This window comes from Mariniflexile jejuense (assembly GCF_042675665.1).
GTDB classification, from domain to species: Bacteria; Bacteroidota; Bacteroidia; order Flavobacteriales; family Flavobacteriaceae; genus Mariniflexile; species Mariniflexile jejuense.
In genome coordinates this window covers 575,703-588,712 of record NZ_JBHTJI010000042.1, presented here as the reverse complement: position 1 = coordinate 588,712, position 13,010 = coordinate 575,703, and the positions used below count along the sequence as shown (strand labels likewise).

The window sequence follows — 13,010 nt, the reverse complement described above, 5'->3', positions numbered from 1 at the left end:
TGAAAGTTTGTTACCCAAATAGGGCTAAATTTGTATATTAAAGATCTATTTATATTTACTTAATGGACATTAATAAAGAACTGAAATTAGCTTGGGATTTTGTAAATAATACAAATCGGTCTATTTAATTATTGAATCTTTAAAAAATATAGTGAACAGTGTGATTTTTATTTGAAAAAATATCTTTAGAAATTATTCAAGTTACTATATTCAAAAGCTAATTAATAGGGAGAGATTTATAAAACAAAAAATCCCGTAAACATTAAAGTTTCGGGATTTTTTTGTGGTATCTCCAGGAATCGAACCAGGGACACAAGGATTTTCAGTCCTTTGCTCTACCAACTGAGCTAAGATACCTTGCCTAAGCGGATGCAAATATATACTCATTTTCGTTATTCACCAAAATAAAACAATAAAAAATTCATCTTTTTTTTAAACGTTTTATATTCAATATAATAAGTTAAATAGGAATAATAATAATTTGTGTTTTTGTAATTTTAGCCTATAAAATAAAGTATGAATTTAATAATTGATGTCGGTAATACGCTAGTTAAGTTAGCTATTTTTGAAAATGACGAAATAATTATAAAGAAAACTATAGTTAATGAGTCTATTTTAGATGCGTTAAAAGCAATTAAGAACGATTTTAAAGCCGTTAACCATGCAATTCTATCAACAGTAGGTAAATTAGATACAGAAACAATTAAGGTTATTAAAACACTTTTTGATTTGTTAATTTTAAGTTCTGAAATTAAACTACCCTTTATAAGTCTATATGAAACACCAAAAACGCTTGGTGTTGATAGAATTGCACTTGTTTGTGCTTCTGTTAAACAATTTAAAAACACTAACGTTCTTATTATTGATGCAGGGACTTGTATTACTTACGATTTTATAAATACTAACAATGAATATTTAGGTGGTGCTATTTCACCAGGATTAGGTGTGCGTTATAAATCATTAAATACTTTAACAGCAAATTTACCGTTATTAGATGTTGAAATGCCAGAAGGTATAATAGGTAAATCTACATCAGCATCGATACATTCTGGTGTAGTATATGGCGTTTTAAAGGAAATAGATGGAGTAATAGAAGAATATAAACAGAAATATTCAGATTTAACAGTTATTTTAACAGGTGGCGATAGTAATTTCTTGTCTAAACAATTAAAAAGTAGCATATTTGCCACTCCTAATTTTCTTTTAGTGGGACTAAACTATATTTTACAATTTAATTCAAACGAATGATTAAAAAACTTGTATTAGTTTTTATTGCAACTTTTGCAATTGGCAGTTATGCACAAGAGGGTACAGCCTCACCTTATTCTTTTTATGGTATTGGAAGTTTAAAATTTAAAGGAACTGTAGAAAATAGAAGTATGGGCGGATTAAGTATTTATATGGACAGTATTCATATGAACTTACGAAATCCTGCATCATACGCCGGAAAAAACTTAGAAGTACTAAATGGCGAGAGTAGACCTGTAAAATTTACGGTTGGAGGAAGTTATTCTAGTATAAATTTAAAAAGTGATTCAGGTAAAGCAAATGCTAATTCTACAACTTTCGATTATTTAGCATTATCAGTGCCAATTGGAAAATTTGGTTTTGGTTTCGGATTGTTACCTTATACAGCTGTAGGGTATAAACTAGAATCTCTAGATAGTGATAAAGACAATAGAATAGCTAATAGATTTAGAGGAGAAGGCGGGTTAAATAAAGCCTTTGTAGGGTTAGGTTATCAAATAACAGAAGGATTAAGTATAGGTGTTGATGCACAGTATAACTTTGGAAACATTCAAAATAGTACAATAGCTTTTGTCTATGATGAAGATGATATTATGACGCAGTATCAAACAAGAGAAAACAATAGATCAGATTTAAGTGGCGTAAACTTTAACTTAGGATTGTCATATAAAGCAATGCTAAGTGAAAACTTAGAACTAGTTTCAGGGTTAACTTATACACCAGAAAGTAATTTAGTTTCTAAAAATGAACGCTCCTTTTCAACAATAATAGCTTCAACTTCAGGTGAAGATGCTGTTTATAATACGGTAGATGCTGATTTGGAAGCTTCAGGATTATTAGAAACAGATTTAGTAATGCCTTCAAAATTTTCAATAGGAGCAGGTATAGGTAAACCAAGAAAATGGTTTGTAGGTATAGAATCTGAATATCAAAATACAAGCAGTTTTTCAAACGATTTATATTCAAGTACAGTCGTGAAATATGAAAACTCAACAAACGTTTCTATTGGTGGTTTTTACATTCCGCAGTATAATTCGTTTTCAAGCTATTTTAAGCGCGCAGTTTATAGAGCAGGTTTGCACTTTGAGAATACAGGATTGGTCTTCACAAATACTGATCCAAATATAAAAGACGAATCGATAAACGAGTTTGGCATATCTTTTGGTATAGGAGTACCAGTAGGGAGTTTTTTCTCTAATGCCAATTTAGGTCTAGAACTAGGAAAAAGAGGAACAACTAACAGCAATTTAATACAAGAGAATTTTATAAATTTCCAAATAAGTTTATCTTTGAACGATAGATGGTTTCAGAAAAGAAAATATGACTAACAACAGCGTAACATTATTATCATGAAAACAAAATTTACATTACTATTAACAGCATTATTTATTGGTTTAAATATAGGGTTTGCACAGCAAGATGAAGAGTGCATGACTAAACTGTCTATATTCCATGAATATGTAAAAGCAAATAACTATGAAGCAGCTTTCCAACCTTGGATGGATGTTAGAAATAAATGCCCAAAATTTAACAATGCCATTTATGTAGATGGTGAGAAAATTTTAACCAATAAAATTGAAAAATCAACAGGTGCAGAAAAGGTTGCAGCTATAAACGATTTAGTAAAACTTTGGGAAGAAAGAGGCGAGCATTTTCCAAGCAAAACACCAAAAGGTGAATATGGTGCACAATCTTGCCAGTTACTTTATGATAACAGAGCAATTTTAAACAAAACTAATGAAGAATTGTATGCTTGTTTTGATGCTGCATACCAAGCAGATAAAGCAACGTTTACAAACCCACAAAGTTTGTACACTTATTTCTCTTTAATGGTAGATTTGTTTGATGCAGGTAAACAACCAGCAGAAGCATTATTTGATAAGTATGATGATATTGTTGAGAAAGTTGAAGATGAAGTAAAAAACTACTCTGAAAGTTTAAATGTTCTTATTGAAAAAGAAGAAGCTGGTACAGAATTAACTAACAAAGAGTCGCAATACAAAGCGTACTACGAAAGTTATTTAGCAGCTTACGATCAAATTACCGAAGGCATTGATGAGAAAATGGGAACAAGAGCTAATTGTGAAATTTTAATTCCTCTATACACTAAAAACTTTGAAGCTAATAAAGCCAATGCAGTTTGGTTACAAAGAGCAGCGGGTAAAATGTCTGAAAAAGATTGCACTGATGATCCGTTATTCTTTAAGTTAGTTAATGCTTATCATGAATTAAGTCCATCAGCTAATTCGGCTTATTACTTAGGAATATTAAAGGATAAACAAGGAAAATCAAACGAAGCAATCTCTTTTTATAAACAAGCAATTGATTTAGAAACTGATAATTTCAAAAAATCAAACTTAAATAATAGAATAGCTTTAAAACTAAAATCTAAAGGTGCTTATTCTCAAGCTAGAACATTCTTTAGAGAAGCGTTAAGATTAAACCCTTCAAACGGGCGTCCATATTTATCAATTGCAGCTATGTATGCTGCCAGTGCTAACGACTGTGGCGATACTAACTTTAACAAAAGAGCGGTATATTGGTTAGCTGCTGAAGAGGCTCAAAAAGCAGCACGTGTAGACCCTAAATTATCTGGAGCAGCAGCACAATCTGCAGCAAATTATTTATCTAAGGCACCTCAAAAATCTGACATATTTACTTGTAGCTGCTCAGGTACAGTTATAAAAATTGGTTGCTGGATAGGCGCTTCGGTTACCGTACCAAGAATTTAATGAAACAAAAACATTTACATAAAATACTTAACATAGTCACCATACTTTTGGTGACTATGTTTTTTTCATGTAACGACAGTTTTAAGCAAGTTCAAAAAATTGGTGTTTCAGAGAACGAACCTATTGGTATTGCAGAAAACATTAATTTAAAACATACCGATTCTGGTAGGGTTACAGCTAATTTGTTAAGTCCAAAAATGTTAGATTATACAAATCGAGATTTTCCTTATAATGAGTTTCCAGAAGGTATTACTTTAAATCTGTATGACGAGCAAAATAAAAAGAGCGTAGTTGTTGCCAATTATGCTATTGTTTATGATAAAACCGATTTGTTAGATTTGCAAGGAAACGTTGTAATTACTACTGCAGATAACAGAGTATTAAAAACAGATCAATTGTTTTACGACCAAAAGAAGGAATGGTTATTTACCAATAAGCCTGTTACATTTAAAACAGAAACCGATATTATTAATGGCACAGGTTTCGATTCTAACTCAAAATTCACAAATGCAGAAGTGTTAGAAGTTAATGGTATTATTACTGTTGAAGATTAATTAAAGGCTAAAAACAAATTAAAAATGAAGCTTCTTCAATTTTAATTATCTTTACAACATATTTACAAATAAACATAACAAATGAAGTATTCAAAGATTTTTTTATATGCCTATTTAGTTTTTGCTATTTACTTTGCTTACACAGCTATTTTAAAGTATATGGAAGAAAAAATTATTGATTATTCATCTGTTTTACTTTGTGTTACGGCTATTTTTGTATTTTTCTTTCGACGAAATTTTATTAAAAAATTTGATAACAATAATTCAAAATAAATGAGTGTTGATGTTATCATCATTATTGCATGCTTAATACTTTCTGCCTTTTTTTCGGGTATGGAGATAGCTTATGTATCTTCAAACAAAATTCATATAGAAATTGAAAAAAAGCAAGATGGTACACTTTCAAAAGTATTAACAAAACTTACTGCAAAACCATCAAAATTTATTGCCACTATGCTTATTGGAAACAATATTGCTTTGGTAATATATGGATTTTTTATGGGCGATTTATTGGTAGATTGGTTTAAAACTATGGTGCCAACATCATATGTTTTTTTAGATTTGATGCTAACAGATTTTAGTTTATTAACCCAAACCGTTATTTCTACACTTATTATTTTAATAACTGCCGAATTTTTGCCCAAAGTATTTTTTCAAATTTATGCAAATAGCTTAATAAAAATCTTAGCAATTCCAGCTTACGGGTTTTATTTGTTATTTTCATTTATTTCAGAATTTGTTATTTGGATTTCAGATTTTGTTTTAAAACATCTTTTCAAAACGGAAGGCGACCAAATACAATTGGCATTTACAAAAGTAGAATTGGGTAATTATATAAGCGAGCAAATGGAATCGGTAGAATCGCATGAAGAAGTAGATTCTGAAATTCAAATTTTTCAAAATGCATTGGAATTTTCTGAAGTAAAAGCACGCGAAGTTATGGTGCCTAGAACCGAATTAACAGCTATAGAAATTAACGATTCTATAAAATCACTTAATGCTCTTTTTACAGAAACAGGTTTTACAAAAATTTTAGTTTACAAAGAAACGATAGACGATATTTTAGGCTACGTACATTCATTTGAGTTGTTCAAAAAACCAAAAAATATTAAAGCCATGATGCTTCCAGTAGAGTATGTTCCAGAAACTGTGCTTGTTAAAGATGTACTAAGTGTACTTATTAAAAAGCGAAAAAGTATTGCGGTTGTTTTAGATGAATATGGCGGAACAGCAGGTATTATGACGGTTGAAGATATTGTTGAAGAATTGTTTGGTGAAATTGAAGATGAACATGATACTGTAGATTTGATTGAAGAAAAAATTGACGATACTACCTATACATTTTCAGCTCGATTAGAGGTTGATTATATTAACGAAACCTACAAATTAGATCTTCCAGAAAGTGAAAATTACGAAACACTAGGTGGTTTAATAGTAAATCATACCGAGGAAATTCCTGAGAAAGATGAAGTGGTTAAAATTGATAATTTTGGCTTTACAATTTTGGAAGTTTCTAATACAAAAATAGACCTAGTAGAATTAAAAATTTTAGTTGAAGATTAAATTTTAGCATAAGGTTTTTCTCTAAAAATATGGCTGTTTTTATTTAATAAAAAACAATCTGCATTATAGCAAACAAATGCCAAATAACCCTTTTATTATTAAATAGAAAATAGTATTTTCGCGCACGATATTTTGTTAGTTCAAAATTATTAACCAACTTAACAAGCTAAATCTTAACAACAGATTTTTTTAAAAAACATAATTTCAAATGGCAGTTTTAAATAAGATTAGACAACGTTCACTATTTTTAATCGTAATTATAGCGTTAGCGTTATTTTCTTTTGTATTAGCAGATTTATTTAAAAGCGGTAGTTCGTTTTCTGCAAAATCTCAAAACATTGTTGCAACCGTAAACGGAAAGGATATTACCCGCGAAGACTTTATGCAAAAAGTAGAGGCAATGCAACGTCAAGCAGGACCAAATGCAACAAGCACACAAGTAATTAATCAAGTTTTTGAACAAGAAGTAAGACAAGCTATCATGGAAAACCAGTTTGAAAAACTAGGTATTTCTATTGAAAAAGACCAAATGAGAGATTTGTTAAGAACAGCATTAGCAACAAGTCCAGAATTTTTAAATGCTGCTGGTTTATTTGATGAAAATAAGTTGAATGAATATATAGCAAACTTAAAAGAAACATCTGCAGAAGGTTATCAAGGTTGGGTAAACTACGAAAAATCTATTGCTACAAACGCTTTACAACAAAACTACTTTAATATGGTTAAAGCAGGTTTAACTGCTACACTTAAAGAAGGCGAGTTAGAACATAAGCTAGAAGGTAATAAAGTAGATATTCAGTTTGTTCAAATTCCTTATTCATCAATTGATGATGCAAAAGTGAAAGTTGAAAAATCGGATATTTCAAACTACATAGAAAAGCATAAAAAACAATTTGAAGTTGAAGCTTCAAGAGATATTAAATTTGTTCAGTTTAACGAAGTAGCTTCAGCAGCTGATGAAAAAGCAATTATTGAAAGTTTAAAAGGACTTTTAAAGGACAAAGTAGAGTACAATGATGTTTCTAAGGCAAGCGAAACAATTGTAGGCTTTTTAAACACAACCAACAATGAAAATTTTGTTAATGCAAATTCAGATATAAAATTTGATAAACGTTTTGTGTTTAAATCGACCTTACCAGCTTCAGTAGCAGATAGTCTTTATAAATTAAATGAAGGTCAAATTTATGGACCTTACAAGGATAACGGTTATTACAAAGTTTCTAAAGTTGTAGCTGTTAAACAAGTTGCAGACTCAGCAAAAGTAAGACACATTTTAATTCCATTTCTAGGTTCGCAAGGTGCAACTCCAGAAGTAACGCAAACAGAGGCTGAAGCTAAAAAAACTGCCGATAGTTTATTAGGAATATTAAAAGCAGATAAAACTAGGTTTTCTGAATTTGTAACTGAATATTCATCAGACCAAGGAAGTGTAAATAACGAAGGTCGTTATGATTGGCATCCATACAATTCTATGGTAACAGAGTTTAACGATTTTGAGTTTAATGGTAACGTAGGTGATTTAGGTGTTGTGAAAACTGTTTTCGGATTTCATATTATAGAAATTGAAGGTTTAAAAGAAAAGAAAAAAGCCATTCAATTAGCAACAGTTGCTAGAAAAATAGAACCATCTGAAGCTACGGTTGATAAAATCTTTAGAGACGCATCTAATTTTGAAATTGCTATCGGTAAAAGTAATTTTGAAGCAGCAGCAAAGGCTAAAAAATATGAAGTACGTCCTGTAAATAGTCTTAAAATTTTAGATGAAAACATACCAGGTGTTGGTAGTCAAAGACCTATTGTACGTTGGGCTTTTGAAGACGATGCTAAAGTTGGTGATGTTAAACGTTTCAATATCCCTAACGGCTATGTTATTGCACAGTTAGTAGCAAAGCACAAAGAAGGTCTTATGTCTGTAGAAGACGCATCGGCAACAGTTACTCCAATAGTACGCAATGAAAAGAAAGCAGAAATGATTAGAAATAAAGTATCTGCTAAAACTTTAGATGCAGTAGCTAAATCTCAAAATGTAACTGTACAAACAGCAACAGGTATAAACATGAAAAACCCAACCATTACAGGAGCAGGTAGAGAACCGTTAGTTGTTGGTTCTGCTTTTGGTTTAAAACAAGGACAAACATCAAAATTAATTGATGGTGTTTATGGCGTGTATATGATAAAAGTTACTAAAATTGAAAATGCTGTTAAATTAGATAGTTATCAAGCAGTAGCAAACAGAGTAGAACAACAAAAATTAAATGTTGTATCATCTAAACTGTATAACGCACTAAAAGAGGCTTCAGAAATTGAAGATAATAGAGCGAAAAATCAAATACAGTAATATCAAATTACAATATATTTAAAAAGGGCAAATTTTAATTTGCTCTTTTTTTTTGGGGCTTTAATTATGCTTTTTAAATTAAAATTATATCATAAAGTTTATTACTTATAAAATTGACCATCGATTAAAAATAGCATTTTTTTATGTTTAAATTATGAACCTTAGCTAAGCATTAGCATCAAACTTTTTAAATATTAAATACTGCTAAAGTTTATAAGTAATAAACATATTATGTCTGTAAAAACGAACACATCATTTAAAGGAGGTATTATACCGCCCATGGTAACACCATTATTATCCGATAATCTATCTTTAGATTTAAAAGGCGTTAATAATCTATTAGAACATGTAATTTCAGGTGGTGTTCACGGGGTTTTTATACTAGGCACAACAGGTGAATCAACAAGTTTAAGTTACAAAACAAGAGCACAACTTATTAATGAAAGTTGTAAGATTGTAAATAATAGAATCCCAGTTTTTGTTGGAATTACCGATACGTCTATTGAAGAAAGTATTGATTTAGCTATTATAGCTCAAAAAGCTGGTGCTTCATACGTTGTTGCAGCACCACCATATTATTACGGTTTGGGGCAGGAAGAATTGTTTAAATACTACTGGAGATTGGCAGATGCTTTACCATTGCCACTTTTTCTTTATAATATGCCGTCGCATACTAAAATAAATATTGATGTTAAAACGGTTATTCGCTTGTCTGAACATCCAAATATTGTTGGTTTAAAAGATAGTTCTGCGAATACGGTTTATTTTCAGAATTTATGTTTTTTACTCAAATCAAAACCAGATTTTTCACTTATAGTTGGTCCTGAAGAAATAACCGCAGAAACCATTTTAATGGGTGGAAAAGGTGGCGTTAATGGAGGTGCAAATATGTTTCCAAAATTATATGTAGCCATATATAACGCGGCCATAGCCAAAGATTTAAAACGAATTGAAATTCTACAACCTTTAGTAATGGATATTACCACCAGTATTTATACCTTAGGGTCTTACGGTTCTAGTTACCTTAAAGGACTTAAAGGCGCATTAGGTACTTTAGGAATTATTCAACCAAATATAGCACCGCCTTTTAGTTGTTTTGATGAAAAAGAAATGACAGAAGTTGAAAAAAACATAAAAAGAATTGAAAAAGAAATGACTAAATTTTTTTAATATGATTATCGTTTAAAACTAACCACTTTAAACTGTTTTTGAGTTGTCCTATATCTATATAATTCTGCCTACGTAACTAAATAAAACTAAATTAATGAACACTATCGATCTAATCGTTTTTTTTGTTTACATAGGTGGTATCGCACTTTTTGGAGGCTCTTTTTTTAAGAAAAACAGAACATCATCTTCTTATACTGTTGGTAATAATGATATACCTAGTTGGGTTGTAACCATGTCTATTTTCGCAACCTTTGTAAGTAGTATTAGTTATTTAGCTTTACCAGGGAATGCATTTCAATCAAACTGGAATGCTTTAGTGTTTAGTTTATCACTACCAATAGCAACATTAATTGCGGTTAAATATTTTGTGCCTTTATACCGAAAAATCAATAGTCCTTCGGCATATACGTTTATGGAACAACGTTTTGGATCTTGGGCGCGTATTTATGTATCACTTTGTTACTTACTTACGCAGTTAATGCGGATAGGAACTATTTTATATTTACTTGCATTAACTTTAAATGCGATTACAGGTTGGGATATAGCTACTGTTATCATATTTACAGGATTAATTGTGGCGGTCTATTCTATGTTAGGTGGTATTACTGCTGTACTTTGGACGGATGCCATTCAAGGTATCATTTTAATTGTTGGTGCTTTAGTTTGTATTGGGTACATGTTTTACAGCATGCCTGAAGGTCCATCGCAAATATTCTCTATTGCTTCAGAAAACGATAAATTTAGTTTAGGTAGTTTTGATTTAGATGTTTCAAAACCTACCTTTTGGGTGGTTTTAATTTATGGTGTTTTTATAAATCTTCAAAACTTCGGAATAGATCAAAACTATGTGCAACGTTATATGGTTTTGAAATCGGATAAAGAAGCACAACGTTCTGCATTAATAGGTGGTTTAATTTATTTGCCCATATCGGCGTTGTTCTTATTTATTGGAACATCACTTTTTGCTTATTACCATTCTGCAGCAACACTTCCTATTGAACTTCAAGATGTAAGTAAAGCAGATAGGGTGTTTCCTTATTTTATAGTTAACGCTTTACCTGCTGGAATGACAGGTTTAATGATTGCCTCTATTTTCGCAGCGGGAATGAGTACTATTTCTACAAGTTTTAATAGTTCTGCCACTGTGTTTTTAACCGATTACTACAATAAATATTTTAAGCAAGATGCAAGTGATAATCAACGAATGAAAGTATTATATACATCTTCTTTAATAATAAGTATTATAGGAATTTGTATTGGTATTGCTATGATAAACGTAAAAAGTGCCTTAGATGCTTGGTGGAAACTATCATCTATTTTTAGTGGTGGTATGCTGGGGTTGTTTCTTTTAGGCATGTTTTCAAAAACCAAAAACATCAAAGCGGCTATACTAGGAATGATTGCTGGAATATTAGTTATTCTTTGGCTAACATTTTCTGAAACTATTTTTGGCAAAGATTCAATTGGAGCATCGTTTCATACCTATTTAACGATAGTGTTTGGCACAATTGCTATTTTCTTGGTTGGTTTTTTAGGTGCTTTTTTATTGAAACCTAAAAATCAATCAGCTTAAATTTTAATATTGAAAAATTATAAAAAATGAATTATAAAAACTTAATTGGTCAATTACCAAAAATAGGTATTAGACCAGTAATTGATGGAAGGCTAGATGGTGTAAGAGAATCGCTTGAAATCTCAACCATGAATATGGCAAAAGTAGCTGCCAATTTTTTAAGCAAAAATCTACGTCATGCCGATGGCAGTGCAGTAGAATGTGTAATAGCCGACACATGTATTGGCGGTGTTGCCGAAGCAGCAGCGTGTGCCGATAAATTTTCACGTGAAAGTGTAGGTGTAAGTTTAACAGTAACACCGTGTTGGTGTTATGGTAGCGAAACCATTGATATGGATCCGTTAATACCTAAAGCCATTTGGGGTTTTAATGGAACAGAGCGTCCAGGTGCAGTATATTTAGCCGCCGCTTTAGCTGGTCATAATCAAAAAGGTATTCCGGCATTTGGTATTTATGGTCGTGATGTTCAAGATAGCAACGATATGCATATTCCAGATGATGTTCAAGAAAAATTGTTGTTATTTGGAAAAGCAGGTTTAGCGGTAGCAACCATGAAGGGAAAATCATATTTATCAATGGGTTCTGTATCTATGGGAATTGCGGGTTCTATTTTAGATACTAATTTCTTTGAAAGCTATTTAGGTATGCGCTGTGAAAATATCGATATGTCTGAGTTTATAAGACGCATAGAACAAGAAATTTACGATAAAGAAGAATACCAAAAAGCGCTAGCTTGGACCAAAGCCAACTGTAAAGAAGGCAAAAACTATAATCCAACTGAAAAACTAAAATCACGTGAAGCCTTAGATAAAGACTGGGAGTTTGTAGTTAAAATGGCATTAATTGGGCGTGATTTAATGATAGGAAATCCAAAATTAAAAGCCATAGGCTACGGTGAAGAAGCTTTAGGTAGAAACGCTATTTCTGGAGGTTTCCAAGGCCAACGCCAATGGACAGATCATTTTCCTAATGGCGATTTCATGGAAGCCATTTTAACCTCGTCTTTCGATTGGAATGGCATTCGTCAACCCTTTATGTTCGCTACCGAAAACGATAGTTTAAACGGAATTTCTATGTTATTTGGTCACTTACTTACGGGTGCAGCACAAATATTTAGTGATGTACGAACCTATTGGAGTCCAGAAGCGGTAAAACGTGTAACAGGTTACACACTTACAGGCGATGCAGCAAACGGATTTATTCACTTAATAAATTCAGGAGCTTCAGCTTTAGATGGTACAGGGCAACAAACAATTAACGGAAAGCCTGCCATGAAACCCTGGTGGGATATCACCGAAAATGAGGTTGAAAAGTGCTTGGAACACACCACTTGGGGTCCAGGTATGTTAGAATATTTTAGAGGTGGTGGCTATTCGTCAACTTTTAAAACCAAAGGCGATATGCCTGTTACCATGTGCCGAATTAATATTGTAAAAGGCATTGGGCCAGTACTTCAAATTGCCGAAGGTAAAACCATAGATTTACCAGAAAACGTCCATAATATTATTAACGAGCGCACCAATCCAACATGGCCAACAACGTGGTTTGTGCCAAATTTAACAGGCAAAGGCGCGTTTAAAGATGTGTATAGCGTTATGGCAAATTGGGGCGCAAATCATGGTGCGTTTACCTATGGGCACATTGGTGCAGATTTAATAACCTTGGCATCTATGTTGCGAATTCCGGTAAATATGCACAATGTTTCAGAAGATAAAATTTTCCGTCCAAGTGCGTGGGCATCGTTTGGTATGGATAAAGAATCATCCGATTATAGAGCTTGTGAAACCTACAAAGCACTTTATGGATAAACAGTTTTGGGTTACTGCAAGCGT

9 protein-coding genes and 1 tRNA gene are annotated in these 13,010 nt (G+C 31.9%); 9 read left to right on the top strand and 1 reads right to left on the bottom strand.

The window, feature by feature from the left end; translation table 11 throughout:
* Nucleotides 1-284 precede the first annotated feature (284 nt).
* Nucleotides 285-357: transfer RNA gene (locus ACFQ1R_RS15800), tRNA-Phe, on the bottom strand.
* A 159-nt stretch (nt 358-516) separates the two neighbouring features.
* Between ACFQ1R_RS15800 and ACFQ1R_RS15795 the strand changes: the two genes are divergently transcribed.
* The 9 genes from ACFQ1R_RS15795 to ACFQ1R_RS15755 all read left to right on the top strand — a co-directional run bounded on the left by ACFQ1R_RS15795 (nt 517) and on the right by ACFQ1R_RS15755 (nt 12,986).
* Nucleotides 517-1,248 (top strand): type III pantothenate kinase, encoded by a 732-nt coding sequence (locus tag ACFQ1R_RS15795; protein WP_379927245.1) that lies wholly within the window; start codon nt 517-519, stop codon nt 1,246-1,248.
* Nucleotides 1,245-2,576, top strand: coding sequence for a hypothetical protein (locus tag ACFQ1R_RS15790; protein ID WP_379927244.1), 1,332 nt, complete (start codon nt 1,245-1,247; stop codon nt 2,574-2,576). Before ACFQ1R_RS15795 ends, ACFQ1R_RS15790 begins: the two co-directional genes overlap by 4 nt.
* A gap of 21 nt (nt 2,577-2,597) precedes the next feature.
* Entirely contained in the window at nt 2,598-3,980 is a 1,383-nt protein-coding gene (locus ACFQ1R_RS15785) for a tetratricopeptide repeat protein (protein WP_379927243.1), read from the top strand.
* A complete protein-coding gene (lptC, locus tag ACFQ1R_RS15780) occupies nt 3,980-4,534 on the top strand; it encodes an LPS export ABC transporter periplasmic protein LptC (protein WP_379927241.1) in 555 nt (184 codons plus the stop codon). Before ACFQ1R_RS15785 ends, lptC begins: the two co-directional genes overlap by 1 nt.
* Before the next feature lie 273 nt (nt 4,535-4,807).
* Complete coding sequence (locus tag ACFQ1R_RS15775; RefSeq protein ID WP_379927240.1) at nt 4,808-6,097, top strand: hemolysin family protein; 1,290 nt, start codon at nt 4,808-4,810, stop codon at nt 6,095-6,097.
* Nucleotides 6,098-6,305: 208 nt separating this feature from the next.
* Nucleotides 6,306-8,435, top strand: a complete 2,130-nt coding sequence (locus ACFQ1R_RS15770; RefSeq protein ID WP_379927239.1) for a peptidylprolyl isomerase — start codon at nt 6,306-6,308, stop codon at nt 8,433-8,435.
* A 231-nt stretch (nt 8,436-8,666) separates the two neighbouring features.
* Nucleotides 8,667-9,605 carry a dihydrodipicolinate synthase family protein gene (locus ACFQ1R_RS15765; protein WP_379927238.1) on the top strand — a complete coding sequence of 313 codons (939 nt, stop codon included), beginning with the start codon at nt 8,667-8,669 and terminating at the stop codon, nt 9,603-9,605.
* A gap of 94 nt (nt 9,606-9,699) precedes the next feature.
* Nucleotides 9,700-11,178 (top strand): sodium:solute symporter, encoded by a 1,479-nt coding sequence (locus tag ACFQ1R_RS15760; RefSeq protein ID WP_379927237.1) that lies wholly within the window; start codon nt 9,700-9,702, stop codon nt 11,176-11,178.
* Nucleotides 11,179-11,204: 26 nt separating this feature from the next.
* Nucleotides 11,205-12,986: an L-fucose isomerase gene (locus ACFQ1R_RS15755; protein ID WP_379927235.1), complete on the top strand. Its 1,782-nt coding sequence runs from the start codon at nt 11,205-11,207 to the stop codon at nt 12,984-12,986.
* Nucleotides 12,987-13,010: the final 24 nt, after the last annotated feature.

What these genes read in the sequence shown, in the direction of transcription:
- ACFQ1R_RS15795 (WP_379927245.1), top strand. Translation starts at nt 517, where the DNA reads ATGAATTTAATAATTGATGTCGGTAATACGCTAGTTAAGTTAGCTATT.
- ACFQ1R_RS15790 (WP_379927244.1), top strand. Translation starts at nt 1,245, where the DNA reads ATGATTAAAAAACTTGTATTAGTTTTTATTGCAACTTTTGCAATTGGC.
- ACFQ1R_RS15785 (WP_379927243.1), top strand. Translation starts at nt 2,598, where the DNA reads ATGAAAACAAAATTTACATTACTATTAACAGCATTATTTATTGGTTTA.
- lptC (WP_379927241.1), top strand. Translation starts at nt 3,980, where the DNA reads ATGAAACAAAAACATTTACATAAAATACTTAACATAGTCACCATACTT.
- ACFQ1R_RS15775 (WP_379927240.1), top strand. Translation starts at nt 4,808, where the DNA reads ATGAGTGTTGATGTTATCATCATTATTGCATGCTTAATACTTTCTGCC.
- ACFQ1R_RS15770 (WP_379927239.1), top strand. Translation starts at nt 6,306, where the DNA reads ATGGCAGTTTTAAATAAGATTAGACAACGTTCACTATTTTTAATCGTA.
- ACFQ1R_RS15765 (WP_379927238.1), top strand. Translation starts at nt 8,667, where the DNA reads ATGTCTGTAAAAACGAACACATCATTTAAAGGAGGTATTATACCGCCC.
- ACFQ1R_RS15760 (WP_379927237.1), top strand. Translation starts at nt 9,700, where the DNA reads ATGAACACTATCGATCTAATCGTTTTTTTTGTTTACATAGGTGGTATC.
- ACFQ1R_RS15755 (WP_379927235.1), top strand. Translation starts at nt 11,205, where the DNA reads ATGAATTATAAAAACTTAATTGGTCAATTACCAAAAATAGGTATTAGA.